We start from the raw sequence: 25539 nt of genomic DNA on the forward strand, positions 1-25539 counted from the left end.
GCTCACTGCGTTGCCGCGTCAACAACAGGGCGCCATTTGCCTTCGTTTTCATCCATCCAAGCGGCGACGACCTCTTCGACGGAACCACCATCAACGTCGATCGCACCCATCATCGGCTGCTGATCTTCGACCGCCAGCTGATAGTTGGTCAGGATTTCATAGGCTGCGGGCCATTTGTCTTCCATGCCGCTCCAACCCGCCTTGAAGATGCGCGACGGCGAGAAATCGCAATCGTTCACAGCGTTCGGGTTCGGGCCCCAAGCGGGATCGGTGAAACAGGCGTCTTCCCCGGCTGGCAGTTCGACGAATTGCACATCATAGGCCGACATGGCCCAATGCGGCTGCCAGAAGGTGATCAGCAGCGGCGAGTTGCGCTCGGTCGAGGCCCGAAGCTCGGCTATCAAAGCACCCTCGGAACCTGCGGGAACCGCTTTGAACGGCAGATCCAGGCCCACCATACGGTCAGCGCCGGGCGTACCCCAATCGGCCGGGTAATCGACCAGACGGCCCCCGGGCAGCGTTTCGGCCGTCGCAAACACCTGCGCGCAGTCCTTCAGCGCTTCCCATGCGGGCAGGCCGGGACACAGATCAGCCACATGCGCGGGATAGGCGATGCCTTCTTTGGCGTCGAGGCCCAGATCGCCGATTTCAACGACGGTGCCTTCGTCGATCTTCTTGGCATATTCATCCGATACGTTGGACGACCAGATTTCCAGGGTCGCGTCGATGTCACCATCGGCCAACGCCTGGAACTGATTCATCATGCCTGCAGTCACATATTCCACATTGTATCCGGCAGCTTTCAGCATCTCACCCGCGACATGGGTGGTCACGTGCTGGCCAGTCCATTCGTTGATCGCCAGTTTGATCGGCTGATCCACGGCCCCCATCTCGGCGGCATAGGCAGAGCCTGCAACGGTCAGCGCCATCAGGCTTACACTCAGTTTTTTCATTGATTTTCTCCCTGCAATATTCGTTTTGCCCGGTCCGGCGCGCTGTTACGCGCCAGTCGGCTTGTCATGTGACAAATCCATGTCGCAACATGCACAAAAACTGGCGAAGAAGGGAAGCAGACAGTTCGGCGCGGCACGGAATAACTCGCCCCTTTGCCCCAGTGTTTCCACTCTTTCAGCATCATGCTACGCGCCCGCGCACACTGCATTTCCCCAGCATTGCGGTGCGGATATTGATTGACGAGTCAATCACAAACCAGAATCACCCACTTTGTCGAGCATTTCTTTTGGGCTTGGGATGTTTTTTTACCTTGGCAGGCATGTGTCCCGGGCCACCTTGCAACATCGACCGCAAAACGCGACGCTAGGTTTGGAGGATTCTGCAGATGCGCCATTTCGACGAGATTTTCGCCATAGCCGCCAACCGTCACGGCGGGACAGATGCCCTGAGCAACAAGCTTTCCAAACCCAAAAGCCCTGCGGAACTGGCTGAAATGCCCGAAGATCGCTGGCTGTCGATTATCACGAAATGCATCTTTCAGGCCGGGTTTAACTGGAAGGTCATCGAAAACAAATGGGACGGGTTCGAAACCGCTTTTGACGGGTTCGACATTGGACGCTGCGCCTTTATGGACGACGAAAAGTTCGATGCTCTGCTGCAGGACACTCGGATCGTGCGCAATGGCACCAAGATCGCCACGGTCCGCGACAATGCTGCCTTTTTGCTGGAACTGCGCCAAGAAGGTGGCGTCGGAAAGATTCTGGGTGGGTGGCCTTCGGATGACTATGTCGGTCTGCTGAATATGCTGGGCAAGCGCGGGTCGCGGCTGGGCGGTGCATCGGCGCAATATGCGATGCGATTTGCGGGGCGTGAAAGTTTCATCCTGTCGCAGGATGTGACCGCACGGCTGGTGGCCGAGGGCGTGGTCGATAAGCCGCCGACATCGAAAAAGGCGATGGCCTCGGTTCAAGCGGCATTCAACACATGGATGGAACAGTCCGGGCGATCTCTGACGGAAATCAGCCGCGTCCTAGCAATGAGCCTGTAAAAAAACCATTTGCACACGTGTGCTGCCAGAATAGATTTTTTGTCATGTTACGCCTCATTTTGATGACGTCCCTTTTGGTATTCACCGCTTGCGGTCGCCCCCTGACTGATCAGGAGGCTGCTTTTACCCGCACACTTCAGGGTGATACGCTGAAACTCAACAAAGTGCGGTTGGTCGAAGGCGCACCAGTTGCGCCAATAACTTTCTATCGTAAAGATCGGTCACGCCTTGCCTGCCGCGAGCGCATTTTTCCCGCCCCGAAAGAAGGTGTCGTCACCGCAAAACCCGCGGCAGTGGCCCTGTTCAACAAGGTCTATTTCACGCGTGACTGGTATCTGGACGATTACATGTCCGAATTCCCGGATCGGATGAACCTGATCGCGGCAATGTTGCTGGGTCATGAACTGACCCATGTGTGGCAATGGCAAAACCGCAAGAAGACCGGCTATCATCCGCTGCGCGCCGCAGCCGAGCATGGCGGGAATAACGACCCCTATCAATTCGATCTGGAGAGCTCGCCTGATTTCCTGTCCTACGGGTACGAACAGCAGGGGGCCATTGTCGAGGAATACATTTGTTGCCGGGCGCTGGATCCTTCGGCACCCCGCACCAGGCGTCTGCACGAGATGCTGGGCGCACATTTCGATCTGGCTCTGCTACGTGGTGACAAGCGTGAAAGCGCAGTGGTCATCCCCTGGGCCGATGCCGAGATCAAAGGAATCTGTCGGTAACGTTCAGTTGACCTGCAGCGTCTGCAGATAAGCCACCAGATCCACGATCGGCTGGCTGGTTAGGATCGGCTGCCCATCTGGTGTTTTCATCGCCGTATCCTGCCCTTCGAAATACGGTCCATAGACTGGCATCGGGCTGCCATGGCTGACCAGCGGGTCTCGTCCATCTATGCGCGCCACAACACGAGCGGTCGGGAATACCCCTTCGCTGCTTGCAAGCCGCGTCAGGTCAGTTGGCTGAATAACAAGGACGCCTGCCATTGGACCATAGCCCGTCGCGTCGATCCCGTGGCAGGTTGCACAATAATGCTGGTACAGCTCGGCGCCGGTATCTGCATCCTGCGCGCTGACCTGAGACGCCGTCACAAACGCCGCTATCGATAGCGCCCCCATTGCCTGTCTGATCATCACATCCTCCTGTCAGATTTGACATTTTCAGGCTTGCCCGTGCCTGGGCTTGGCGCAATGATCCAGATCAACGAGGCAATAGGAAAACCGCATGACACAATATGCTGCTATTATGCTTGTGGCTGGAATTGGGGTTCCGATCCTTGCCGCGTTGAATGCCGCATTGGGCAAATTGATCGGGTCGCCAACAACAGCGGCTGTGGTCCTGTTTGCGATAGCCTTTGCATCAAGTGCAGCGTTGATGGTGGTTTTTCCCGGCTTTGGAGCCCTTTCAAAAATAGCCGATGCCCCCAAGCACCTGCTTCTGGCCGGTGTGCTTGTCGCCTTTTACGTTCTGTCGATCACCCATGTTGCACCACATTTCGGGGTCGGCAACGCGGTGTTCTTTGTCCTTCTTGGGCAACTCGTCAGCACTGCAACCATCGACCACTTCGGCTTGTTTGGCGCGCAGGTCACCCCGCTGACATGGGTTCGCGCAAGCGGTATCGCAGTGATGGCTGCAGGCGTTGCAATCACTCAACTGGCCTAAGCGCGCCTCCGTCCAGCCTTAGTGTTCGGTCCATCCGGGCGGCAAGCTGCATGTTATGTGTGGCGATCAGAGCCGAGAGCCCCTCGTCCCGCACCAAAGCCATCAATGCGTCAAAAACCTGATCCGAGGTTTCAGGGTCCAAATTGCCGGTCGGCTCATCCGCAAGAAGAACCCGAGGTTTGTTGGCCAATGCGCGGCAGAAGGCCACGCGTTGCTGCTCACCGCCGGACAGGGCGGCCGGCCGGTGATCGGCGCGCGCGGCGACGCCGACATGATCCAACAGCGACATCGCCCGGTCCTGGGCCGCTCTCTCGGGCACGCCATTGGCCAGCTGCGGCAGGGTGATATTTTCCAGCGCGGTGAATTCTGGCAACAGATGGTGGAACTGATAGACAAAGCCGACATCCTGCCGCCGCAACGCAGTTCGCGTGCGATCACCTTTCCCGGTCACGTTCTGGCCTGCAATCTCAACCGATCCTGTGTCGGGTGTGTCCAACAATCCGGCAATATGCAACAGCGTCGACTTACCGGCACCCGAGGGCGCTACTAGGGCCACGGCCTCGCCCGCACGCAGGTCCAAATCGACACCGCGCAACACCTGAACTTCGCCCGGCGTGCCTTTGAGGTAGGTCTTGGTCAGACCGGCCAATCGCATCATCACATCACTCATAGCGCAGCGCCTCGACAGGGTTCAGCCGCGCCGCGCGACGGGCGGGGAAATAGGTGACCAGGAATGACAAGCCCAGAGATAGGCCAACGGCCTTGAGCACATCCGAAAGATGCAGCTCGGCAGGCAGCGCATAGATGCCGCGGATGGACGGATCCCAAACCCCGCCCCCCATCACAAAGTTCACAAAACTGAAGATTGGGTCGATATAGATTGCAAAGAGACAGCCCAGCACCACGCCCAACGCAGTGCCGATGATCCCGGTAAACGCGCCGCAGATAAAGAACACGCGCAGGATCGAGCCTTCGCTCAGCCCGATGGTGCGTAGGATGCCGATGTCTCGGCCCTTGTTTTTCACCAGCATGATCAGACCCGAAACGATGTTCATCGCGGCGATCAGAACCAGGATCGACAGAATGATGAACATGACGTTGTCTTCCACTTCAAGCGCGCGGAGGAACCCGCCCGAGGCATCCTGCCATGTCCAGATCTGACTGCGCTCGCCTGCGGCTTCAAGGATCGGGATCAGGATCGGCGTCAGTTCTTCGGGGCGGTCAACCATAACTTCGATCTCATCAGCCACGCCCTCGCGGTTGAAAAAACCCTGCGCCTGTTCGAAGGGCATATAGACCCGCGTCCGGTCGATGTCATAACGCCCAGCAGAAAACACATAAACCACCTGGTAGGCATTCACTCGGGGTGAGGTGCCAAACGCGGTCTTCACCCCATTGGGCGAGGTCAGCTTGATGGTATCGCCCACCGTCGCCCCGATGCTGCGCGCGACGCCTGAACCTATGGCAATGACGTCCTGGCCGTTCTGAAACATCGACAGATCACCAACCGCCTGTTCGCTTTCGGCGACACCGGGCAGCTCCAGCAAATCTTCGGGCTGGATGCCAAATACCTCAACCCCGCTGCTGCGGTCCCGATTGGTGATCAGAACCTGGCCTTTCACCAAAGGTGCTGCCCGCTGAACGCCCGGAACCTGAGCGACCCGGTCGGCCATGTCCATATAATCCGCAATAGTGCGATCTACCTGCCCCTGCGCAGTGAACTCACCCGATGAATACACGGTCACATGGGCGTTAGCCCCCAGAATGGTTCCAACAAATTCGGACCGGAAACCGGACCTGACGGCCAATGTGGCGATCAGCGCAAACACTGCCAAGGTAATCCCGATTAGCGAAATCCATGTCATCACGCTGACGCCACCTTCAGCACGGCGCGCACGCAGGTATCGCCAAGCGATTTTCCACTCAAAAAGCGCAAATGGCGGTGGTGTCTTGGCCATGTCTGCTCCGCTGGTTTTGTTTTGTGGCGACCCTCTCGGCAATTCGACCGGGGGTCAAGCCGGTTATCCGCCCACTTCGACTTGCCCCGTCAAAGCAGCGGTTCTGTTCAAGGCGGCCTCGGCGATAGAACGATCGCAGATGCCGCGGCTTTCCAGCTCGTGAAACACCCGGTTTCGAATGTCGGCGGGCAGCTTGTAAAGCGCTCTGTTATGCAAGCCTAGGGTCAAAGTTTCCGGATCGTCCAGCCGGGAAAGCTCATCGGTCAGTTTCTGCGCCGAGAAGGATGGCCACAGCCCTATGCTGGTGTTTCCCGAGGGTTCGAACCAAGGCGCAAAACCGGCTTCGGATTTCAGACAAAATGCATTCAACAACATAAACTCAGACGGGCGCCTGCGAGAGGCAAATAGCGATTGAACCGATCCGTGGCGCGCATTTATCTCTTGCAGCAGATTCAGGATCAGCGACCGGCGCACAGGATAGGGCGTTGCGAAATTTGTTGTCTGCAGGCCGTCCGTTTCCGGGATCGACGCGCCCAGCGCATCAAAGCTCTGTTCCAGCCAGCGTCTGTGATAATCGCTGTTCACACCGATAAACGGAATCCGCGCCGCACCACTGTCCGAGAAAAACTCGGCCTCCTGAAAGGGGCGCAGAAACAGGTTCTTGGTATCCAGAATCACAATGTTTTCTGTCGAGGCAGCGCGAGCAGATCCCAATTTCAAAACTTGCTGTGTCCGGTATCCGTTGTTGCCACGCCATCCACCCTTGCGCGCGCCCGGAATGCGGTATCGGTTTTCGACCAATATCCTGTCCGAGATCGACCGGCGCGCGCATTGCCCGGGAGCCAGCAAAACGTCATCGCCGCTCAGGACTTCAACTTTGGGTCGCAACGGACCGTAAGAAGCCAAAATCGGTTCCACCATCGCGCGCAGTGCCGGTTCGTCCACATCGTTCATGATCACCCGGATCGAGCCGACCTGATCAGGGTCAACAAATCGGGCAAAAGACAATGCCTGCAATTCAAGCAAGGGGAAGTCTTTGGAATAGACGACGGTTGTGAAGCTCAGCAAACCGTGGATCCTTTTGTGATTTTCGGCCCGTGTATCAGCAAATTCCAGGTGATCCAATTCCGCAAGAAATTCAACCATCGGCGAATCAGGTCGGGGTTTTTCAAAATACGGATGATTTCCACATGCCGCATTATACCCTTGGTTGTGAAGCCCTTCACAGACAGCACCGCATTGTTTCAGCTATGAAGTCAATGTGAGCATTCAGGGTGAAACTGCACTCAAAATGCAACATTTTAGGCGCAATATTATTTCGCTTTTTGATTATTTAAAGAAACTTTGTCACCCTACTTTGTGGGGGAATTCATTTCCAGAGCGGGGGTCGCTCATGAATATTCGTACTGAAACAGAACAACCGGGCGCAATTTCAGCCCGGAAACTATCTACAGAAATTGATTGCGAGACCGCAGCACTGCTGCGCGCGGCGATACGCCCGATATTTTCCGGTGCCGCAAGCTGGGGCAATCTGACGGATATCCTGAAAGATAAAGGGTACCATTTGGCGTTTCGACAGGGTCGGTTATGTATCACCGATCGCATGACTGGCGACCGTGTTTGCGGAATACGCTTTTTGGGGTTCGAATTTAAGGACCTAGTCAATCGCTTGGGCCGTCCGATCGTTGTTCCACGCGGATCCGAGGCTGATGGCGATCTGCTATCCGTCCGACCGACTGCGGCAGGTCACTAATAGCGCCGCCAAAACTGTACGGATCGGCGGGCCGTTTTCCATAGGCTATGGCGTGCCGCCAGTTTGATCCCCTCCGGGGTATCTGGGCGCCGCAGTAATTCGATCATCAGATTGGCAGGCATGTGTCCGCGGCGGTAGAACCGGAAGAAATCCTGTTGGGTCAGGGTCCGCGCTGCATTGAAACCTGAATAGAATTGAACCCAGACGCGGGCATAATCCTCGGCGGTTTTGACAATGTCGCTGGTTACGCCCCTGCCCCAGAACATGGAAACAGGCTCATCCGTGCGCTCTCCCTGATATCCGGCAGCGACAAGCCTCAGCATCAGGTCATAATCCGCAGCCACCCGAAACTGCGTGTCATGCCCGCCAAGCGCCTGAAACACATCCCGCCGCAGCAACACCGAATTATGGCAGAACGGCATCCGCTGCAGGATCGCTTTGAGCGACATGCGCTTTTCCCGACTTTCCGAACCGTCCTCGTATTTGCGCAGGGTCGAGCCATACAGGAAATCCGGTCGAGATTCCGCAAGCCGGTCGGCAAGGGTGTTCAAAATGTCATCCGATGCCAGCGAGTCATCCGAGTTCAGGAACAGCAGATAATCACCCTGTGCAGCCTCGGCGCCTTTGTTCATGGCATCATACAGGCCAGTATCAGGCGCGCTGATCACGCGCGTTCGTGGTGCACCTGCCGTCAGCTCTTCCAGAAACGCCACCGTGCCGTCATCCGATGCGCCATCCTGAATGATATGTTCGGCCCGGTCGCAACTCTGCCGGGCCATACAGGCTATGACTTCGCGGAAACTGTCCTGCCGCCCTTGGGACAGAAGGTTATATGTCGCCGTGATGACCGAGATCAGCGGCGTGTCGGTTTCAGGCGATGCGCTCATAGATCTCGGCGATCTTGGTGACGGCGGCTTCGGGGCTCAACTCTTCGCTTTCGCCTGTGCGGCGGCAAGTCAGTTCCACCACACCGTTCTTCAGGCCGCGCGGGCCGACCGTGATCCGCCAAGGCAGGCCGATCAAATCCATCGTGGCGAATTTACCGCCTGCCCGTTCGTTACGGTCATCATAAAGTGGCTCCAACCCCAGCACGGTCAGCGCGGCATAGAGTTTTTCACAGGCTGCGTCCGCTTCGTCATCGCCTTGTTTCAGGTTCACGATACCGCAATGGAACGGGGTCACGCCCTCGGGCCAGATGATGCCCTTGTCGTCATGGCTGGCTTCAATGATCGCGCCAACCAAGCGGCTGACACCGATGCCGTGGCTACCCATATGGACCGGAACCGGTTTGCCATCGGGGCCTTGAACGGTTGCCCCAAGAGGTTCGGAATATTTTGTGCCGAAATAAAAGATCTGGCCAACTTCGATCCCGCGCGCCACGCGGCGCCGATCTTCCGGCACCTGATTGAACAGCGCCTCGTCATGCGTCTCGTCGGTGCGGGCATATTTTGAAGTGAACTCTTCCAGAATAGACTGACATTGACCACGGTCGTCATAGTCAATCTGACGGTCGCCAAAAGTCAGGTCGGTGACGGCGCTGTCATAGAATACCTCAGACTCGCCGGTTTCAGCCAAAACCAGGAATTCATGCGTATCGTCGCCACCGATTGGGCCGGAATCGGCGCGCATTGGGATCGCCTGCAAACCCATGCGCTCATAGGTGCGCAGATATGTAACCAGGTGGCGGTTATAGGCGTGCAGCGCATCCTCTTTGGTCAAGTCGAAATTATAACCGTCCTTCATATAGAACTCGCGGCCCCGCATCACGCCGAAACGCGGACGGATTTCATCGCGGAATTTCCACTGGATCTGATAGAGCGTCAGCGGCAGGTCCTTGTAACTACTGACATGACCCCGAAAAATGTCGGTCACCAGTTCCTCGGCAGTCGGGGTAAAAAGCATGTCCCGGTCATGCCGGTCTTTCATGCGCAACATTTCCTGGCCGTAGTCGTCATAGCGTCCGGATTCGCGCCACAGATCTGCCGATTGCATGACAGGCATCTGAATGGCAATGTGACCCGCCCGCGCCTGTTCTTCGTGCACGATGTTTTCCAGCTTGCGCAGAACTTTGAACCCCAGCGGGAGCCAGGAATAAATCCCAGCAGCGGCCTGCTTGATCATGCCCGCGCGCAGCATCAGCCGGTGGCTGACGATCTGAGCCTCGGAGGGGTTTTCCTTGAGAACGGGCAGAAAGTAACGGCTGAGGCGCATGGCTTGACCTTTAGAGGTAAAATTCGACTTCAAAGGTGATTATGCCAAAGCCCCGCCGGGGGCAATCACGCATTGGGGTTTTACGACCACAGGCCTGTCGGTTTTTTGATTGACCCGCCAGTTAGCTGCGTCAAATGTGGCGGCAATGTAAAGTCACCGAGGCGCCCATGCAGACCATTCAAGAACCCGCCCGTCAGATCCCCGTTGTCCATTCCACGGACGTTCTGGTCGTTGGCTCCGGGCCTGCAGGTCTGGCCGCAGCGCTGGCGGCCGCACGGGCCGGAGCCGAAGTGTCGCTGGTCGACCGCTTCGGCTGCATGGGCGGCAATATCACCGCTGTCGGCGTTGAAGGCTTTGCCTGGTATCGCCACGAACAAACGGTTGAGGCTGGCGGCATCGGCATGGAATTCGAAATCCGCGCCAGGGACATGGGCGCGGCCGTGCCGGAAAGCCAATCTCTGAGTTATGAGCTGGACAGCGAAGGCTTTAAACTGGTCGCGGACAAGCTGGTCGAAGAGGCGGGCGTACACCCGATGCTGCACCGGCAATTCGTGGCTCCGATCATGGACGGCGACCGGATCACCGGCATCATCACCGAATCCAAAGCCGGGCGCGAGGCGATACTGGCGAAGGTTATCATTGACGCTACCGGGGACGCAGATGTCGCCCATCGCGCCGGTGCGCCCACGCACAAGACCGCACGCGAAGACATGATGGCGGCCTCGGTCATGTTCCATCTGGCGGGCGTCGACAAGCGCGCCTTTATCGAAGGCGTCAAGGCCGACCCCCAGACCTATAAGGATTGGGGCGGTGGTGGCGAATGGAACATTGAGACCAGCGGTAAAGAGGACGACATGTACTCGCCCTTTGTGCACAAACCGTTCCAGCAGGCGATTGATCAGGGGCTGATCCCAGCACATCTGAACACCATCGCGGGCACTTGGGGCGCGATGCATGACACCGGTGAGCTGACCTATATGAACCTGATTCATCTGGCCGAGATCGATGGCACCGATCCCGACAGCATGACCCGCGGTGAGATCGAAGGGCGGCGTCAGTCAATGCTCGCCATCGAGGCGCTGCGCCGGTTCATGCCCGGGTGTGAGAACGCCCGGCTGCGGAATTTCGGGATGACCATCGGCATTCGCGACACCCGCAAGATCGACGCGGTGTACAACATGACCGAGGATGATGCCCGCCATCAGGGCCGGTTCGAAGACACCATCGGCATCTATCCCGAATTCATCGACGGCTATGGCATTCTGATCCTGCCCACGACTGGTCGGTACATGCATATCCCCTATCGGTCGATGCTGCCCAAAGGGGCCAAGGGCCTGCTGGTCGCGGGCCGGTCACATGGGGCGGACCGGGTTGCCCATGCGGCGACGCGCAACATGGCTTGCTGTGCGGTCATGGGTCAGGGTGCGGGGATTGCTGCGGCGCTTTCACTCAAAAGCAACCAAGACCTCGATAAATTGAACCTTGCCCCGGTGCATAAAGAACTGGCACGGCAAGGCGTGAGGATACGCTGATGGACCACATCCCAACAATCGACATTGCTCCGCTGGGTGACTCCAGTCACCCCGATTTCAACGCAACCGTTCAGGCAGTCATGGATGCCTGCACCCGGATTGGGTTCCTGTCGATTACCGGCACCGGCGTTTCGCGGGACACCGTCAACAACATGCGCACTTGCGTCCGGGCGATTTTCGACATCGACGATGATGCGAAATGGGATCAGGCGATCACACGCGAGAATTATCGCGGTTTTATCCCGATGGGGTTTTTCACCCCGAATGACGGGTCAGGCAAAGCGGATAAATACGAAGGCTACAAGCTGCATTATCAGGTGGACCTGGATGCGCCCATCCGCCGAGATTGTGCCCTCTATGGCCCAAATATCTGGCCCCGCCATGTTCCACGGGCACAGGCAGTGATTCTGGATTACTGGTCAAAGCTGGACGGTGTCGCGCATATGCTGCTGGGCGCGCTGGAGATGGGTTTGAAGCTACCTGCGAACCAGCTGCTAGACGCGTTTCATGATCCTATGACCAATATGTCCCTGCTGCACTATCCCCCTCAGGCCCCGGACGATACCGGCTATGGAATCCACCCGCATAAGGACACAGATGCGCTGACCATCATCGCACCTGACCCGGTCGGCGGGCTTGAAGTTCAGACCCGCGGTGGCGGCTGGATCACACCCAACTGCCCGCCGGATGGATTTGTCGTCAATATCGGCGACATGCTAGAGCTTTGGTCGGGTGGCCGGTTGAAATCCACCCCTCACAGAGTGGTCAACCGATCGGGTCAAGAACGCTATTCCTTCCCGTATTTCGCGGTGCCGCGGCATGATGTGGTTGTCGAACCGCTTTTGACGCCTCTGCCCGGCTTTGACCGTCCATCCGTTCATTGCGGCCATTGGTCTGCCGAAATCTGGCGCACCAACTGGCCCGACGAAACAGCCCATGAAGCCACCCCTGAACTGGGCACGTTAAGCGACTAGCCCCGCGCGATTCTGGCGGGTCATGAAGCGCTTGCATCGTGAGGCCGCATACGCCAAGAACATTTGCACGTGCCGAAACAAGGGGACAGCCATGGCTTTGCCGGTAAGAGATCAACTCAGGTACTGGGGCATCGCCGCAGTGGTTATTGTACTGCTGTTGTGGGCACTTGGCGATGTATTGCTGCCCTTTGTAATCGGTGGCGCGATTGCCTATTTCCTTGATCCTGTTGCGGATAGGCTTGAAAAGCTGGGCCTGTCCCGCATGGCCGCTACCGGGGTAATCACGGTTGTCGGCGTTTTGGGTTTCGTACTGCTTATCCTGATGGTCGTTCCGGCGCTGATCACCCAGTTGATCGACCTGGTCGAGGTTATGCCCAGCCTTCTCAAGCAGCTAAGAGGGTTTATCGAACAGCAATTCCCGTCGCTTTTGGACCGCGAATCCAACACGCACCAGTTTCTGGTGTCCTTGGGAGAGACGCTTCAGTCCAAAACTGGTGATGTCCTGCAATCTGTCGCTGCGTCGCTTGGATCAGCCATCAACGTGGTGGTTCTGCTGGTGATTGTCCCAGTGGTCACCGTCTACATGCTGTTGGACTGGGACCGCATGATTGCTCGTATCGCAGAGCTTTTGCCCCGCGACCACGCCCCCACCATCAAGCGGCTGGCTGGTGAGATTGACAGCGTTCTGGCCTCATTTGTACGTGGAATGGGTACGGTCTGCCTGATCCTGGGCACCTATTACGCCGTCGCGCTGATGGCCGTCGGACTGCAGTTCGGGCTGGTCGTTGGGTTTATCGCCGGCTTGGTCACGTTTATCCCTTATCTGGGCGCCCTGATCGGGGGCTCACTGGCCATTGGTTTGGCACTGTTCCAGTTCTGGGGAGACTGGACGCAAATTGGGCTGGTCGCAGCGGTCTTTGCATTGGGTCAGGTGACCGAGGGCAATTTTCTGACGCCAAAGCTCGTCGGCAGCTCGGTCGGGTTACATCCGGTCTGGCTGTTGCTGGCATTGTCGGTCTTTGGTGCCCTGTTCGGATTTGTCGGGATGCTGATCGCGGTGCCGGTCGCTGCAGCGCTTGGCGTTCTGGCGCGCTTTGCCACGTCGATCTATTTGGATAGCCGTCTGTATACTGGCCTTGTGGGTATGGACCAGGAAGACGATTGAATGGCCCTACAGCTGAGCTTTGATCTACCGGCCAAGACTGCGCTGGGGCGCGAGGATTTTTTCGTCTCGCCCGCAAATGCTCTGGCTGTGGCCATGATCTCGGCCACCTCATGGCCGGGGAATAAACTGGTGCTCAGCGGACCTGCTGGCGCGGGCAAGACACATCTGGCCCATGTGTGGGCGGCAGAGACCGGTGGTCGAATTGTGCAGGCCTCGCAGATCAAGCACGATGAGGTTCCTGACCTCGCCCAAACACCGATCGCGGTGGAAGATGTCCCCATGATTGCTGGCGATATCGACCAGCAGAAAACCCTATTCCATTTGCACAATCTTGTGTTGGCAGAAGGCCACGCCCTGTTGATGACCGGGCGCCTTGCGCCAAATTTCTGGCAGTTGCCCTTGCCTGACCTGCAAAGCAGGATCGAAGGCGCACATCACGTTGCGCTGGACCCGCCCGATGACGCGCTGCTAGGCGCCGTGCTGGCCAAACTGTTCGTAGACCGACAGCTGAACCCCGGACCCGAGGTCATCGCTTACCTCGTCAAACATATGGATCGCCGTTTCGAAACCGCCGCCAGCACTGTGGCGCTGCTGGATCAACTGGCGCTGTCCGAGAAACGAGACATCACGCGGGCTCTGGCCGTACGGGTACTGAGTGCGGAACTGGAAGATGCCGAAACCAGCGATTGACCCGTCCCCGGTGATTTCGCATCTTAAGCCTGGAATATCTGGACGAGATATGGATCAAGCCGTAGATACCAACATTCCCGACTGGGGACCTTTCGGAAAGCCGTTGTTTGACAACCCCGAGGCCCGCGCCCTGTCGCGCGTCGGCGTTGTTGATGTAGGGTCGAACTCGGTCAGGATGGTGATCTTTGATGGTGCGGCGCGATCGCCTGCCTATTTCTACAATGAAAAAGTCATGTGCGAGCTTGGCGCGGGCCTGTCCGAGACCGGCCGCCTGAACCCGCTTGGCAGGATACGTGCCCTGGCTGCGTTGAAGCGTTTTTCCCGGCTGTCAGACGATCTGGGTCTGCCGGGGCTGCACGTCGTGGCCACCGCCGCCGTGCGAGAGGCCAAGGATGGCCCGGATTTCTGTGCCGAAGTTCACGCACTAACCGGGTTGACGGTCTCGGTCATCGACGGCGGGGAAGAGGCACGCCTGTCCGCTCAGGGCGTTTTACTGGGCTGGCCCGGTGCATATGGTCTGATCTGTGATATCGGCGGGTCCTCGATGGAGCTGGCCGAGATCGGTGGTGGAGACGTTGGTCGTCGCCTGTCATCGGCCCTGGGTCCGCTGAAGCTGCGGGATATCAAGGGCGGTCGTCGCGCGCGCAAGGCGCAAATCAAGGAGACGATGGAAAACCTGCGCGACCAGATGGGCCCTCAGCGCGATCGTCTGTTTCTGGTGGGCGGAAGCTGGCGGGCCTTTGCAAGGCTCGACATGCTGCGCCGGGGATATCCCCTGAACGTGCTGCATGAATATCGGATGACGACAAAGCAGGTGCATCAGACCATCAAATTCATCGAAAAGGGTGACCCGGAAAAACTGCGCAGTCTGGCAGGCGTCTCGGGTTCTCGGATGGCGCTGATCCCTTATGCGATGGATGTGCTTGCGCGACTGGTGCGAACGTTCAAACCCAAGGACATTGCCGTTTCCAGCTATGGTATCCGCGAAGGCCTGCTTTACGAACAGATGCCACAAATCCTGCGCGATCGTGACCCTCTGATCGAAGCCAGCTATTTTTCCGAAGCCAAAGATGCCCGCCTGCCCGGGTTTGGCAAACATCTGTTCGAATTCGTCATGCCTCTGTTCAAATCCGCGCCGGCCGCGCGGGTCAGGCTGATCAAGGCTGCGTGTCTTTTGCACGATGTCAGTTGGCGCGCCCATCCGGATTACCGAGCTGAAACCTGCTTTGATTACGTAACTCGCGCCAACTTGGGCGGTTTAAAGCATTCCGAACGGGTCTATATCGGGCTGGCCCTGCAGCACAGGTATCGCAACAAGCGTGAGGGCAACCGGTTTACCCCTCTCTATGACTTGTTGGGCGAAAAAGATCAGGAACAGGCCGAGATTCTGGGCAAAGCCATGCGCTTTGGTGCAATGCTGTGGATGCAGAACGAAGCCACGATGGGCACGCTTCGGCTGTACCCTAAAAAACGTCAGCTAGAGCTGATTTTGCCCGAAGCCGCAGCCCCTCTCTTTAGCGAAGTGGCCGAAGCACGACTGAACTCATTGGCAAGCACGCTGAAATCCGAACCCCGCTTGATCATCAAAGGCTGACCCTCAGATATCAATCTCGCCTTCGGGCTCATTTTCGGGTTTTTCCGGCTCAACCTCGGGCTCGGGCGGCTTTTTGCGGATAATGATATCCCCGTTCGGCAGGATTTCCGGAGCCTCGTAAACGCTCCAGTCCTGCACTTCGGCGGCCAGTTCCGCCAGGGCCGGTCCCATTTCCTCAAAAAACGACTGCATCGCGGGGCCGAATTGATCTGCCAGCCCCAACAAATCCTCAAGCGCGGGTTCCATTTCCTGACGCAGCCCTTCAAAGAACAACTCAGCCCCTTGTTCCATCAAGGATTTGCCTGTGTCGTCCTCTGCCTGTGCCGGAACGCCCATGGCCGCTGTGACCACGCATATTGAAATGAACTTTTTCATGCTTCAGATATAAGTCGCCCACGCCGGCGATGAAAGGTCACAGATCAATATCCAGCGTGACAGGGAAGTGATCCGAGGCTGTCAGCAGCGCCTCGTGCAGGTCCCGCGAGGCATAGCATGCAGGGTCCTGGAAAGGATGCCATATGCGCCATTTCGGGCGCTTAACACGCAGCCCTTCGCTGATCATGACATAGTCCAACAGCGCCTCAAGATGATCAGCCCTGTCGCGGCGCACAAAGCGCGCGGACGAGGGTAAGATTTCGGGTTCAGCCTCATTTGCCATCACCGCATGCGGATCGAACAGACCGGTCTGCAACAGGATTTCAACAGATGAGCGCCCGAACAGGTTTTCAAACTCATCCAAGCCCGGCCCGTCGTTGAGATCGCCCAAAAGGATGACATGCTCGTCAGCCGCAATATGCGCCTGTACTCGCCGCCCCAACCAGACAGCCTGTGCAAGCTGTTTGCGTCGATTGGCGATGGATATCCGGATCGCCTCATCGCGGCTTTCTGCCCCATGCGGGGCTTTGGATTTCAGATGCGCTCCGATCAGGCGAAACGTCGCCCCGCCTGACGTCTGCGCTGACAACTCCATTGGCGGCTTGGAAAAGCGCACATGATCCTCGGTTGCATCAATATCCAGGTCGATCTTGAAAACGCCATCAAAACGAGGGGCAGCCCCTTTTCCTTCCTTGTTTCCTTTGGGATCATGGCGCAATGACAGGATCTGAGGATCGAAAAGAAACGCAAGTTCCTGATGGGTATCGTTCGGAAACCCCATGATCGCGTTTCCTATGCGCAGATCGAACGCTTCGGCAAACCCTTGCAGCGCACGCACCGTGTTCTGCGTCTTACCAGTATTCGGAGCTTCAACAATCAGCACGGCATCCGCATCGATTGCCGTCAGCACTTTTGCGATGGCCTCGATCTGTTCAGCTTTGGTGACATTGTATCTGCCGGACCAGCTGTCATCTACGATCAAGCGGTCTTGCCGGTCGAAGAGATTGGCGAACCATTCAATATTGTAGGTTGCCAATCGCATCGGTTCAGGCCTGCGCGCCTTTGATTTCATCCCAGGCGCGATTGATGTCGATCATCTTTTTTTCGGCCAGACGAATGGCCTCTTCCGGAACGCCTCGTGACATCATGGCGTCGGGATGAGTGTCGCGTACAAGTTGTCGCCAGACCTTACGAATGTCGGGCAGAGGCATATTCCGCGGCACACCCAGCACCGTATAGGGATCCTTTGGTGCATCCGGTACAAACCGTGCGCGTAAGGCCAGAAACTGAGCATCGGTCTGACCGAATATCCGGCTGACATCTTCCAGAAACTTATTTTCGTTGGGATGATAAAACCCGTCAGCCATTGCGATATGAAACAGCCCCTCCATCAGGTCGCACAAGGTGGTGCTGTCTTCTGCGAACATATAGGCAATTTTGCTGGCATATTCCTGATACCCGGCGACATCGGTGCGCGCCATGTCAAAGACTCGAGCTGCACCGGCCTCATCTTCGCGCGCGATCTGGAATACATCCCGAAAGGCAGTAACCTCGTCTCGCGTGACCTGCCCGTCGGCCTTGGCCATCTTAGCCCCCAGGGCGATGACCGCAATCGCAAAGGCGACCGAGCGTTCCGGCGGCGTGCGCAGTTTCTCGAACACGGCCGTCAGGCTTTCGCCCTGTGCAAGCGCGCTTAGCGCATCGGATATACGGGTCCAAATCGACATGAGCGCACCCTAACCCGCTCTGTCGCGACTGTCAGGTGCGACAGATCACTGCGGGGCAAGAATTTTCTGCATCAGCACAAGATCTAACCACTGACCGCATTTAAACCCCACCTCGGGCATCAGGCCCACTTGTGTAAATCCGGCAGCCGTATGGAAAGCGATGGCCGCAGGGTTGGCCGAGGAAATGCCCGCAATCAGAACATGAACATTGTCCATCTGTGCGCGGGCTTCCAAGGCCTGCAACAATGCGCGGCCTATCCCCTGGCCCCGCGCCTGCGGTGCCAACAGGATCGAGTGTTCACGCGTATGGGCATAGCCCGGCCCTGACCGAAACGCACCATAGGTTGCGAAGCCCAGAACAACGCCGTCACGCTCGGCCACCAGAAACGCCGCCCCCCTGGAGACGATATCCAAGGCAACGGCGTCATCGTTGCGCAATTCAGTGGTGAATGTGATCAGCGTATCGCGGATGATCGCATTCCAGATCGCCGCAACAGCGGGTGCATCTTCTGGCTGGGCTTGCCGGATGTTCATTCCAATACCCGTACCCCGTGCGGTGTGTCGATTTCGGCACGCAACGCCGCCGGACCGCTGTCAAACTCAACACGCTCTAACGGGCCTAGCGCTTTGGCGAGGTCCAGCGCGTCAGGGTGGTAGATGACTAGGCGGCGCAGCTGGCAGCCACTGTCGTTCAGCATGTTTGCCGGGTGAAGGTCACCCTGCCACTGGATCAGCGCCGGGAAAAGATTATCAAACGGCAGGCGCCCATTGGGAGGCACCGCCATGCGCCAACGCAGCGCGCCACGGTTTAGGTCGATCGGTTGACCGACTCCGTCCGGAAAGACCGTCAGCGAGGCCTCGATATCCGGAACCTGGCAAATCCAGTTAGTCAGGCGGGGAGCGCCCTGAAACCGATCTAGATCGAACCAGCGGGTTCTTTGCGGATTGGGTGCATCGGGGTCAATCGCGATGGCTTCCAGATACAAACCGTCCCGCAGGCCCAACAACCGGTTATGAGTTCCGAATTTCTCGTGCTTGCCCCCATCATGCAAGGGGACGCCCAGCGCCTGTTCGACATGAGCCGAAGCCTGTTCAAGCGTTTCGCCAGCAACCGCCAGATGATCAAGTAACACGAATAAGCCCCCCAAAAAGACAAACGGCCAGACCGCAAGGGTCTGGCCGTATGTTTTCCTCAAAGGCGCCGGATCACAAGATTTTTCGACGAAAAATCTTGTGATCCGGTTCAATCTTTGGCTTCGCCGATCAAACGCAGGATATCTTGTGCCGCCTCTGGGATGTTCGTACCCGGACCAAAGATCGCCTTAACCCCGTGATCATAGAGGAACTTATAATCCTGTTGCGGGATGACACCTCCGCAGATGACGATGATATCCTCAGCCCCGGCCTTTTTCAGTTCTTCGACCAGCTGCGGGGCCAGCGTCTTGTGCCCGGCTGCCTGAGACGAAATGCCGACGACATGGACGTCATTGTCCACCGCGTCTTGTGCTGCCTCGGCCGGCGTTTGGAACAGCGGGCCAACGTCCACGTCAAAGCCGATATCGGCAAAGGCTGTGGCGATCACCTTGGCTCCCCGGTCATGCCCGTCCTGCCCCATCTTGACTACCAGCAGGCGCGGGCGACGGCCTTCGGCCTCAGCAAAATCCTCAATGGACTTCTGGATGGCGGCAAAGCCTTCGTCGCCCTCATAGGCGGCCCCATAAACACCCGCCAGCGTTTTGACCTCGGCGCGGTGGCGACCAAATTCCTTTTCCATTGCCATGCTGATCTCTCCTACGGATGCGCGGGCACGGGCGGCTTCGACAGCAGCGGCCAGCAGGTTGCCGCCATCGCGGGCGGTGGTCGTCAGGGTGTCCAGCGCCTTTTGGCAGGCAGCCTCATCGCGCGTGGCACGGATGCGTTCCAGACGTGCCACCTGCGCCTCGCGGACAGCCACGTTGTCGACATCCAGAATGTCTATCGGGTCTTCCCGTTCCTTGCGGTACTTGTTGACGCCGACGATTACCTCGTCACCCCGGTCGATCATCGCCTGCCGTCGGGCGGCGCTTTCTTCTATCCGAAGCTTTGGCATGCCGGATGCAACGGCCTTGGTCATGCCGCCCATTTCCTCGACCTCTTCCATAAGAGCCCAGGCTTTTTCGACCAGCTCATTGGTCAGGCTTTCGACATAGAAAGACCCGGCCAGCGGATCGACCACATCGGTCACCCCGGTTTCCTCTTGCAAGACCAGCTGCGTGTTCCGTGCAATGCGAGCAGAGAAATCGGTGGGCAGCGCAATCGCCTCGTCCAAGGCGTTAGTATGCAGCGATTGGGTGCCGCCCAGAACCGCGCTCATCGCCTCATAGGCGGTGCGGATCACGTTGTTATAGGGGTCTTGTTCTTGCAGCGACACGCCCGAGGTCTGGCAATGGGTCCGCAGCATCTTAGAGCGCTCGGATTTCGCGCCGAAATCGGTCATCACCCGATGCCAAAGGGTACGGGCCGCACGCAGCTTGGCAATTTCCATGAAGAAATTCATGCCAATGGCAAAAAAGAACGACAAGCGACCAGCGAATTTGTCGACATCCATTCCGGCCTGTGTCGCTGCACGAACGTATTCGCGCCCGTCAGCCAGCGTATAGGCCAGCTCCTGCACCAGGTTCGCCCCGGCCTCTTGCATGTGATAGCCCGAGATTGAGATCGAGTTGAATTTGGGCATATCATTCGACGTATATTCGATGATGTCCGAGATGATCTTCATCGAAGGCTCAGGCGGGTAGATATAGGTGTTACGCACCATGAATTCTTTCAGAATGTCATTCTGAATAGTGCCGGACAGGACGGATTTGTCGTGGCCCTGTTCCTCACCCGCTACAATGAAACTTGCCAGGATAGGAACCACGGCACCGTTCATGGTCATTGAGACCGAGACCTTGTCCAACGGGATGCCGTCGAACAGGATTTTCATGTCCTCTACGCTGTCGATGGCCACACCGGCCTTGCCCACATCGCCGACAACGCGTGGGTGGTCGCTGTCATATCCGCGGTGCGTGGCCAGATCGAAAGCCACCGAGACCCCCTGCTGACCCGCCGCCAGATTGCGACGGTAGAAGGCATTCGATTCTTCGGCGGTGGAAAACCCCGCATATTGGCGGATCGTCCAGGGACGACCGGCATACATTGTTGCCTTTACCCCGCGCGTGAACGGCCCAAACCCGGGCATGGAGCCCATATGTGGCAGATCAGCTGTATCTTCCTGCGTATAGAGTGGCTTGACGGCGATGCCTTCCAGCGTCTCTTTTGTCAGGTCGTCCAACGGGCGACCGCGCAGCTCTTTCTCGGCCAGCGCCTGCCAGTCTTTCCTATTGGTCATTGCGATATCCTTTTCTCAATTCGGGTCGCGCAAGGGCGTGGCCCGCGCGTTATCATCCGTGGTTGCGCCCATTGGAATTGGATGGGACGCAATATTTTATGGGCTGCGTGCATTTCGCTGGTCGCATTCGTGCGCACAGGGACTATATTCAATCCAACAGGAGGCCCAATGACACGAACGCTAGCCTTTGTTTTTTCGGCGCTATTTCCACTGGCGGCCCTGGCAGCTGACGGGGCAGCCCCGGCTGACGATGAATTTGTCCGCCCTGTGGGGGATAGCGAGCTCAGCGAATATCTGTGGATCAAGCGGCCCATTGTTGTCTTTGCCGATACACCTGCTGACCCGCGATTCCAGCAGCAGGTCGACATGCTTTTGGAAGGGGAGGACGTCATGCGCGACCGCGATGTGGTCGTTCTGATCGACACTGACCCTGACGCCCGCTCGCCCATCCGGTCAAAACTGCGCCCGCGCGGGTTCCAGATGGTGTTTGTCGACAAGGACGGCGTGGTCAAACTGCGCAAGCCTTCCCCTTGGAGCGTGCGTGAAATCGGTCGCTCCATCGACAAGACCCCCCTGCGCCAACGCGAAATCCGTGAACGGCGCGAGGGCGGCTGAACGCGTTTCCCATACCCGACGGCCCCGGCGGCGACCGCCGGTTCCCTTGCAGGATATGTCAAACGCACGGTCATGATCATTCAAACTCGATGATCACATCATCCACGGCGAGGCTGTCGCCGGGGCCTGCGTTGATCTTGGCAACGGTGCCTTTTTTCTCGGCGCGCAGGATGTTTTCCATCTTCATCGCCTCGATGGTGCACAGCGCCTGACCTTCCTGCACTTCTTGGCCCACTTCGACATCGACCTTCACGATCAGGCCAGGCATTGGGCAGAGCAGAAGTTTCGAGGTATCCGGCGGCAGTTTCTCGGGCATCAGCTTGGCCAGTTCCGCCTGACGCGGACGGCGCACATGCACCTTCATATCCGCGCCCCGGTTGCGGATCCGGAACCCGCCCGAGATTTTGTCGGCCTTCAGAACCAGCGGGCTACCGTCTACGTCCAGCACCGCCAGCTGGTCGCCCGGCGTCCACTCCGAGGCCACGCGCAATGTCGCGCCGTCTTCGAATTTGACCGTCGCGCCCTCTTTATCGGCATTCACCTGAACTGCGTATTCCTGGCCCTGCAGGGTCACGACCCAGCGTTTGCCGACCTTGCGTTCATGGTTGTCCATCCGGCCCGATACACGGGTGCGGCGAATCTCAGCCACCCGGTGCATGGCGGCGCAGGAAGCTGCGATCTGGCGCAGGTCAGCCTCGGGCAGCTCTACGCCCTGGAACCCATCGGGGTACTGTTCTTCGATGAACGCGGTAGTCATCTCGCCCTTGATGAAGATCGGATGATCCATCACTGCCGACAGGAACGGCAGATTGTGCCCGATGCCTTCGACCTCGAAACTGTCCAGCGCCACTCGCATCGCCTCAATCGCTTGATCACGGGTCGGGGCCCAGGTGCAGAGCTTGGCGATCATCGGATCGTAATACATACTGATCTCGCCGCCTTCATAGACGCCGGTATCGTTGCGAACGGCGGCCTCTCCGCTGGGGGCCTCACCCTGCCATTTGTCATTTACCAACAGCGGACCAGCGGCAGTTTCCTGCGGCGGGCGGTAGCGCGTCAAACGACCAATGGACGGCAAGAAGCCACGATAAGGATCTTCGGCATACAAACGGTTTTCAATCGCCCAGCCGGTCAGTGTGACATCGTCCTGGGAGATCGACAGCTTCTCACCGGCCGCGACGCGGATCATCTGTTCGACCAGATCGACACCGGTGATCAGTTCGGTCACCGGGTGTTCCACCTGCAGGCGTGTGTTCATTTCCAGAAAATAGAAGTTCTTGTCACCATCAACGATAAACTCGACCGTGCCAGCGCTGGCATAATCCACAGCCTTGGCCAAGGCCACCGCCTGTTCGCCCATCGCCTTGCGTGTCGCCTCGTCCAGGAAAGGCGATGGCGCCTCTTCCACAACCTTCTGGTTTCGGCGCTGAATCGAGCATTCGCGTTCGCCCAGATAGATGCCATTACCATGGCTGTCGCACAGAACCTGAATCTCGATGTGACGGGGTTGGGTCACGAATTTCTCGATGAAAATCCGGTCATCTCCAAAGGAATTCGCGGCCTCGTTCTTGGAGGACTGGAACCCTTCGCGCGCCTCGTCGTCGGTCCATGCGATCCGCATACCCTTGCCACCGCCGCCAGCACTGGCCTTGATCATGACCGGATATCCGATCTCATTCGAAATCTTGACGGCCTCGTCGGCGTCTTCGATCAGGCCCATATAGCCCGGAACCGTAGAGACGCCGGCCTCTTGCGCGATCTTTTTAGAGGTGATCTTGTCACCCATGCTTTCAATCGCACCGACCGGAGGGCCGATAAAGGCCACGCCTTCGGCATCCAGAGCTTGGGCGAATCTCGAGTTTTCCGACAGAAAACCATACCCCGGGTGAACCGCCTGCGCGCCGCTCTGACGGATTGCCTCCATCACCCGGTCGATGACGATATAGGACTGGTTTGCAGGCGGTGGGCCAATATGCACCGCCTCATCCGCCATCGATACATGCAGGGCGTTCTTGTCCGCGTCAGAATAGATGGCGACCGTGCCGATGCCCATCTTGCGGGCGGTTTTGATAACCCGGCAGGCGATCTCGCCCCGGTTGGCGATCAGGATCTTGTTGAACATGGAACGTCCTCTGTCTTGAAGTTCTGGAAACGCAAAACGCCGCCGCGGGGCAATGGCCCCACGACGGCGTGTCGCGCGATGACGGTCGGGGCGACGGGGGCCCCGAAGATTTCGTTATCTACAGTTGTTCTGGGTCTTGCAGTAAAGCACGTTGCCTGCCGCGCCGACCACGGCACCCAACAGCGGGTCGGCACTGACGACTGCCGCGCCAACGGCGCCGGCTCCGCCGCCAAGCAACGCCTGCTCGCCGGTCGAGTCTCCGCACGCCGCGAGCCCTGCACAGGTCGCCATTGCAAGAATGACTTTCGAGATTCGCATGATGTCTGCCCTTTTTGGTTTTTTAACAATTTCAGAGCCAGATGCGGGAAATCGCCACTGTTATTCAATAACGAGCGTACCGAAATGCCCATTTGCGCAGTTTTATGCCATCCAATGACTGAAGTTTGCACAAAGAAAAACGCGGGCAGGACATTGTGAAAACCACAAGCCTGCCCGCGGAAGGAAGGGGTACGGAATAGTAGGTGCGCGTGCGACGCAGGCAAAGTAGAGCCGCACGACCCGCTCACCATGCACGGCCCGGTTGCACCTGCAAACCGGGATTGGCCAGTGGTGAAATTTCCGGCCAGAATCTGCCCATTCAGCGAAATATCGCGCAGAAACGCGCCGATTCCGCTCGCGTGAACTTTGGTTGAGCAGGGTGAAATTCGCGCCCCGACAGTTACGCAAACCTTTGTTTTATCAACACTACCTGAGATCACATGACCTGAAGAATTTGATCCTAAGTCGCCGCGGCCAACCCCCGCCGACTGGCCTTTTTCCTGCCCAAGCCTTGATGGTTCTCCCGCCACCAAGCCACGGGTGATACACGCCATAGAATCAGTAGTTTGCGCCCTTTCCCTCAGGTATTTTGCGCGATTGTCACGCGCCCGATCTGCACAGCGCACATATCCTTCTTGGCCCAACCGGGGCAAAGAAACCCTGTTGGAATTTTCAAGGCGTTTATGTGCGACGACGTCGATCACCTTCAGCTATCCCCGCCGAAAATGTCAGGAAACGAGGCTCTGGCCACGCTCGGATCAATGACCAGCAATGCATCATAGCTGGCGGGGTCAAACGGATCCTCCGCCGGAATGACCTCACGCCCGAAAAACCAGCTCAGGCGACCGGCATCCAGATTGCCACGTTCGAATGGCTGGTCGCCAAAATGCTCCCACAAGGCCTCGATAAACGCTGCATCCGCGCGACGATCAGCAGGTTTACGATCCCGGAACCGTTCACGCGTTGTCAGTGGGGTAACACCCTTTGGGTTGGCCCGTCTGATAGTGAATTGATAATCCGTCCCGGTCAGACGGCCGGGAAATCCGCGATGTTTCAACATTTCAGCGCCTCTTCGCTAAGGTCCTTTGAGGCGAAGGGGAATGCACAGAAATTGTGGTAATTGACAACCATTCTCAAATCCCTCCGTCCCAGACACATTGGGAATCCTGCAGAAGATACGCTTCGAAGAACTGCGTGGCATCCGGCGCGGTATGGCCAAAATCTATCGGCTTGTTCGACAGGGAAATCACAACCCTGGCTGGTTCCAGCTTGTGGTGCGCGACATAGGCCACGGCCAGCGTCTGACACAGGTGCTCCATGTCGATCGTGGCGACATCATATCCAATGCGTCCCACATCCGAGCCGATCTTTGGCGCGATGAACCGAAAGCGCAGCCATAACTCGCCCGGATTGTTGTCCAGCAGGACGTCGTTCAGATGTACAGGCTGCCCAGAGGGCACCGGCA

The 25539-nt window shown here is 57.8% G+C and carries 27 protein-coding genes; 10 read left to right on the plus strand and 17 right to left on the minus strand.

Annotated elements, in window-relative coordinates; translation table 11 throughout:
* Positions 1-2: 2 nt before the first annotated feature.
* Positions 3-953 carry an ABC transporter substrate-binding protein gene (locus AC2FLG_RS13350; protein WP_496702049.1) on the minus strand — a complete coding sequence of 317 codons (951 nt, stop codon included), beginning with the start codon at positions 951-953 and terminating at the stop codon, positions 3-5.
* Between the two features lie 386 nt (positions 954-1339).
* Between AC2FLG_RS13350 and AC2FLG_RS13355 the strand changes: the two genes are divergently transcribed.
* Entirely contained in the window at positions 1340-2002 is a 663-nt protein-coding gene (locus AC2FLG_RS13355; protein ID WP_282021468.1) for a DNA-3-methyladenine glycosylase I, read from the plus strand.
* A gap of 44 nt (positions 2003-2046) precedes the next feature.
* Positions 2047-2733: a hypothetical protein gene (locus AC2FLG_RS13360; protein ID WP_496706563.1), complete on the plus strand. Its 687-nt coding sequence runs from the start codon at positions 2047-2049 to the stop codon at positions 2731-2733.
* A 3-nt stretch (positions 2734-2736) separates the two neighbouring features.
* Here the strand turns inward: AC2FLG_RS13360 and AC2FLG_RS13365 are convergent, their stop codons facing one another.
* On the minus strand, positions 2737-3141 hold the full coding sequence (locus AC2FLG_RS13365; protein ID WP_496706570.1) for a c-type cytochrome: 405 nt from the start codon (positions 3139-3141) through the stop codon (positions 2737-2739).
* A gap of 91 nt (positions 3142-3232) precedes the next feature.
* On the opposite strand from AC2FLG_RS13365, the gene AC2FLG_RS13370 reads away from it, so the two are divergent.
* The gene (locus tag AC2FLG_RS13370) at positions 3233-3670 is read left to right on the plus strand and encodes a DMT family transporter (RefSeq protein ID WP_496706574.1); all 438 of its coding nucleotides are present in this window, start codon (positions 3233-3235) and stop codon (positions 3668-3670) included.
* Here AC2FLG_RS13370 and AC2FLG_RS13375 read toward each other — a convergent pair.
* The 3 genes from AC2FLG_RS13375 to AC2FLG_RS13385 all read right to left on the minus strand — a co-directional run bounded on the left by AC2FLG_RS13375 (position 3654) and on the right by AC2FLG_RS13385 (position 6774).
* A complete protein-coding gene (locus AC2FLG_RS13375; protein ID WP_496706576.1) occupies positions 3654-4340 on the minus strand; it encodes an ABC transporter ATP-binding protein in 687 nt (228 codons plus the stop codon). The two genes, AC2FLG_RS13370 and AC2FLG_RS13375, sit on opposite strands and share 17 nt — an antisense overlap.
* Positions 4333-5628, minus strand: coding sequence for a lipoprotein-releasing ABC transporter permease subunit (locus AC2FLG_RS13380; protein WP_496706578.1), 1296 nt, complete (start codon positions 5626-5628; stop codon positions 4333-4335). Before AC2FLG_RS13380 ends, AC2FLG_RS13375 begins: the two co-directional genes overlap by 8 nt.
* Before the next feature lie 63 nt (positions 5629-5691).
* Positions 5692-6774 carry a DUF6492 family protein gene (locus AC2FLG_RS13385; protein ID WP_496701622.1) on the minus strand — a complete coding sequence of 361 codons (1083 nt, stop codon included), beginning with the start codon at positions 6772-6774 and terminating at the stop codon, positions 5692-5694.
* Positions 6775-7021: 247 nt separating this feature from the next.
* On the opposite strand from AC2FLG_RS13385, the gene AC2FLG_RS13390 reads away from it, so the two are divergent.
* Entirely contained in the window at positions 7022-7381 is a 360-nt protein-coding gene (locus AC2FLG_RS13390; RefSeq protein WP_281972745.1) for a hypothetical protein, read from the plus strand.
* Here AC2FLG_RS13390 and AC2FLG_RS13395 read toward each other — a convergent pair.
* A complete protein-coding gene (locus tag AC2FLG_RS13395; protein WP_496706579.1) occupies positions 7378-8268 on the minus strand; it encodes a glycosyltransferase family 2 protein in 891 nt (296 codons plus the stop codon). The genes AC2FLG_RS13390 and AC2FLG_RS13395 overlap by 4 nt on opposite strands.
* On the minus strand, positions 8252-9592 hold the full coding sequence (proS, locus tag AC2FLG_RS13400; RefSeq protein WP_271949474.1) for a proline--tRNA ligase: 1341 nt from the start codon (positions 9590-9592) through the stop codon (positions 8252-8254). The genes AC2FLG_RS13395 and proS overlap by 17 nt, the downstream gene beginning before the upstream one ends.
* A gap of 167 nt (positions 9593-9759) precedes the next feature.
* Here proS and AC2FLG_RS13405 point away from each other — a divergent pair, with 167 nt between their 5' ends.
* The 5 genes from AC2FLG_RS13405 to AC2FLG_RS13425 all read left to right on the plus strand — a co-directional run bounded on the left by AC2FLG_RS13405 (position 9760) and on the right by AC2FLG_RS13425 (position 15547).
* A complete protein-coding gene (locus AC2FLG_RS13405; RefSeq protein ID WP_496706581.1) occupies positions 9760-11124 on the plus strand; it encodes an FAD-dependent oxidoreductase in 1365 nt (454 codons plus the stop codon).
* Positions 11124-12098: an isopenicillin N synthase family dioxygenase gene (locus tag AC2FLG_RS13410; RefSeq protein WP_496706583.1), complete on the plus strand. Its 975-nt coding sequence runs from the start codon at positions 11124-11126 to the stop codon at positions 12096-12098. Before AC2FLG_RS13405 ends, AC2FLG_RS13410 begins: the two co-directional genes overlap by 1 nt.
* A gap of 91 nt (positions 12099-12189) precedes the next feature.
* Entirely contained in the window at positions 12190-13263 is a 1074-nt protein-coding gene (locus AC2FLG_RS13415) for an AI-2E family transporter (protein ID WP_496706585.1), read from the plus strand.
* A complete protein-coding gene (locus tag AC2FLG_RS13420) occupies positions 13264-13953 on the plus strand; it encodes a P-loop NTPase family protein (protein WP_281972741.1) in 690 nt (229 codons plus the stop codon). It begins immediately after the preceding gene.
* A 49-nt stretch (positions 13954-14002) separates the two neighbouring features.
* Positions 14003-15547, plus strand: a complete 1545-nt coding sequence (locus tag AC2FLG_RS13425) for a Ppx/GppA family phosphatase (protein WP_496689682.1) — start codon at positions 14003-14005, stop codon at positions 15545-15547.
* A gap of 3 nt (positions 15548-15550) precedes the next feature.
* Here AC2FLG_RS13425 and AC2FLG_RS13430 read toward each other — a convergent pair whose 3' ends face one another.
* The 6 genes from AC2FLG_RS13430 to scpA form a co-directional block, all read right to left on the minus strand.
* On the minus strand, positions 15551-15922 hold the full coding sequence (locus AC2FLG_RS13430; RefSeq protein WP_496689681.1) for a hypothetical protein: 372 nt from the start codon (positions 15920-15922) through the stop codon (positions 15551-15553).
* A 37-nt stretch (positions 15923-15959) separates the two neighbouring features.
* Entirely contained in the window at positions 15960-16964 is a 1005-nt protein-coding gene (locus AC2FLG_RS13435) for an endonuclease/exonuclease/phosphatase family protein (RefSeq protein ID WP_142636815.1), read from the minus strand.
* A gap of 4 nt (positions 16965-16968) precedes the next feature.
* A complete protein-coding gene (locus tag AC2FLG_RS13440; RefSeq protein WP_142636813.1) occupies positions 16969-17649 on the minus strand; it encodes a molecular chaperone DjiA in 681 nt (226 codons plus the stop codon).
* A 45-nt stretch (positions 17650-17694) separates the two neighbouring features.
* Positions 17695-18183, minus strand: a complete 489-nt coding sequence (locus AC2FLG_RS13445) for a GNAT family N-acetyltransferase (protein WP_496706587.1) — start codon at positions 18181-18183, stop codon at positions 17695-17697.
* Positions 18180-18782 (minus strand): VOC family protein, encoded by a 603-nt coding sequence (locus AC2FLG_RS13450; protein WP_496706589.1) that lies wholly within the window; start codon positions 18780-18782, stop codon positions 18180-18182. Before AC2FLG_RS13450 ends, AC2FLG_RS13445 begins: the two co-directional genes overlap by 4 nt.
* 110 nt (positions 18783-18892) lie before the next feature.
* The gene (scpA, locus tag AC2FLG_RS13455) at positions 18893-21019 is read right to left on the minus strand and encodes a methylmalonyl-CoA mutase (protein ID WP_496706591.1); all 2127 of its coding nucleotides are present in this window, start codon (positions 21017-21019) and stop codon (positions 18893-18895) included.
* A gap of 168 nt (positions 21020-21187) precedes the next feature.
* Here scpA and AC2FLG_RS13460 point away from each other — a divergent pair, with 168 nt between their 5' ends.
* Positions 21188-21634 (plus strand): DUF4174 domain-containing protein, encoded by a 447-nt coding sequence (locus AC2FLG_RS13460; protein ID WP_496690937.1) that lies wholly within the window; start codon positions 21188-21190, stop codon positions 21632-21634.
* A 76-nt stretch (positions 21635-21710) separates the two neighbouring features.
* On the opposite strand, the gene AC2FLG_RS13465 is transcribed toward AC2FLG_RS13460, so the two are convergent.
* The 4 genes from AC2FLG_RS13465 to AC2FLG_RS13480 form a co-directional block, all read right to left on the minus strand.
* The gene (locus AC2FLG_RS13465) at positions 21711-23756 is read right to left on the minus strand and encodes an acetyl-CoA carboxylase biotin carboxylase subunit (RefSeq protein WP_281972736.1); all 2046 of its coding nucleotides are present in this window, start codon (positions 23754-23756) and stop codon (positions 21711-21713) included.
* A 114-nt stretch (positions 23757-23870) separates the two neighbouring features.
* Complete coding sequence (locus AC2FLG_RS13470; protein WP_142636801.1) at positions 23871-24074, minus strand: hypothetical protein; 204 nt, start codon at positions 24072-24074, stop codon at positions 23871-23873.
* A 706-nt stretch (positions 24075-24780) separates the two neighbouring features.
* Positions 24781-25134 carry a hypothetical protein gene (locus AC2FLG_RS13475; protein ID WP_142636799.1) on the minus strand — a complete coding sequence of 118 codons (354 nt, stop codon included), beginning with the start codon at positions 25132-25134 and terminating at the stop codon, positions 24781-24783.
* Positions 25135-25207: 73 nt separating this feature from the next.
* Complete coding sequence (locus tag AC2FLG_RS13480) at positions 25208-25534, minus strand: DUF6497 family protein (protein WP_271949451.1); 327 nt, start codon at positions 25532-25534, stop codon at positions 25208-25210.
* Between the last annotated feature and the right edge of the window lie 5 nt (positions 25535-25539).

The organism is Ruegeria sp. CDSA193 (assembly GCF_059611885.1).

What these genes read in the sequence shown, in the direction of transcription:
- AC2FLG_RS13410 (WP_496706583.1), top strand. Translation starts at nt 11,124, where the DNA reads ATGGACCACATCCCAACAATCGACATTGCTCCGCTGGGTGACTCCAGT.
- AC2FLG_RS13390 (WP_281972745.1), top strand. Translation starts at nt 7,022, where the DNA reads ATGAATATTCGTACTGAAACAGAACAACCGGGCGCAATTTCAGCCCGG.
- AC2FLG_RS13420 (WP_281972741.1), top strand. Translation starts at nt 13,264, where the DNA reads ATGGCCCTACAGCTGAGCTTTGATCTACCGGCCAAGACTGCGCTGGGG.
- AC2FLG_RS13395 (WP_496706579.1), bottom strand. Translation starts at nt 8,268, where the DNA reads ATGAGCGCATCGCCTGAAACCGACACGCCGCTGATCTCGGTCATCACG.
- AC2FLG_RS13380 (WP_496706578.1), bottom strand. Translation starts at nt 5,628, where the DNA reads ATGGCCAAGACACCACCGCCATTTGCGCTTTTTGAGTGGAAAATCGCT.
- AC2FLG_RS13405 (WP_496706581.1), top strand. Translation starts at nt 9,760, where the DNA reads ATGCAGACCATTCAAGAACCCGCCCGTCAGATCCCCGTTGTCCATTCC.
- AC2FLG_RS13360 (WP_496706563.1), top strand. Translation starts at nt 2,047, where the DNA reads ATGTTACGCCTCATTTTGATGACGTCCCTTTTGGTATTCACCGCTTGC.
- AC2FLG_RS13425 (WP_496689682.1), top strand. Translation starts at nt 14,003, where the DNA reads ATGGATCAAGCCGTAGATACCAACATTCCCGACTGGGGACCTTTCGGA.
- AC2FLG_RS13475 (WP_142636799.1), bottom strand. Translation starts at nt 25,134, where the DNA reads ATGTTGAAACATCGCGGATTTCCCGGCCGTCTGACCGGGACGGATTAT.
- AC2FLG_RS13375 (WP_496706576.1), bottom strand. Translation starts at nt 4,340, where the DNA reads ATGAGTGATGTGATGATGCGATTGGCCGGTCTGACCAAGACCTACCTC.
- proS (WP_271949474.1), bottom strand. Translation starts at nt 9,592, where the DNA reads ATGCGCCTCAGCCGTTACTTTCTGCCCGTTCTCAAGGAAAACCCCTCC.
- AC2FLG_RS13470 (WP_142636801.1), bottom strand. Translation starts at nt 24,074, where the DNA reads ATGCGAATCTCGAAAGTCATTCTTGCAATGGCGACCTGTGCAGGGCTC.
- AC2FLG_RS13445 (WP_496706587.1), bottom strand. Translation starts at nt 18,183, where the DNA reads ATGAACATCCGGCAAGCCCAGCCAGAAGATGCACCCGCTGTTGCGGCG.
- AC2FLG_RS13435 (WP_142636815.1), bottom strand. Translation starts at nt 16,964, where the DNA reads ATGCGATTGGCAACCTACAATATTGAATGGTTCGCCAATCTCTTCGAC.
- scpA (WP_496706591.1), bottom strand. Translation starts at nt 21,019, where the DNA reads ATGACCAATAGGAAAGACTGGCAGGCGCTGGCCGAGAAAGAGCTGCGC.
- AC2FLG_RS13415 (WP_496706585.1), top strand. Translation starts at nt 12,190, where the DNA reads ATGGCTTTGCCGGTAAGAGATCAACTCAGGTACTGGGGCATCGCCGCA.
- AC2FLG_RS13370 (WP_496706574.1), top strand. Translation starts at nt 3,233, where the DNA reads ATGACACAATATGCTGCTATTATGCTTGTGGCTGGAATTGGGGTTCCG.
- AC2FLG_RS13365 (WP_496706570.1), bottom strand. Translation starts at nt 3,141, where the DNA reads ATGATCAGACAGGCAATGGGGGCGCTATCGATAGCGGCGTTTGTGACG.
- AC2FLG_RS13430 (WP_496689681.1), bottom strand. Translation starts at nt 15,922, where the DNA reads ATGAAAAAGTTCATTTCAATATGCGTGGTCACAGCGGCCATGGGCGTT.
- AC2FLG_RS13465 (WP_281972736.1), bottom strand. Translation starts at nt 23,756, where the DNA reads ATGTTCAACAAGATCCTGATCGCCAACCGGGGCGAGATCGCCTGCCGG.
- AC2FLG_RS13440 (WP_142636813.1), bottom strand. Translation starts at nt 17,649, where the DNA reads ATGTCGATTTGGACCCGTATATCCGATGCGCTAAGCGCGCTTGCACAG.
- AC2FLG_RS13350 (WP_496702049.1), bottom strand. Translation starts at nt 953, where the DNA reads ATGAAAAAACTGAGTGTAAGCCTGATGGCGCTGACCGTTGCAGGCTCT.
- AC2FLG_RS13355 (WP_282021468.1), top strand. Translation starts at nt 1,340, where the DNA reads ATGCGCCATTTCGACGAGATTTTCGCCATAGCCGCCAACCGTCACGGC.
- AC2FLG_RS13385 (WP_496701622.1), bottom strand. Translation starts at nt 6,774, where the DNA reads ATGGTTGAATTTCTTGCGGAATTGGATCACCTGGAATTTGCTGATACA.
- AC2FLG_RS13460 (WP_496690937.1), top strand. Translation starts at nt 21,188, where the DNA reads ATGACACGAACGCTAGCCTTTGTTTTTTCGGCGCTATTTCCACTGGCG.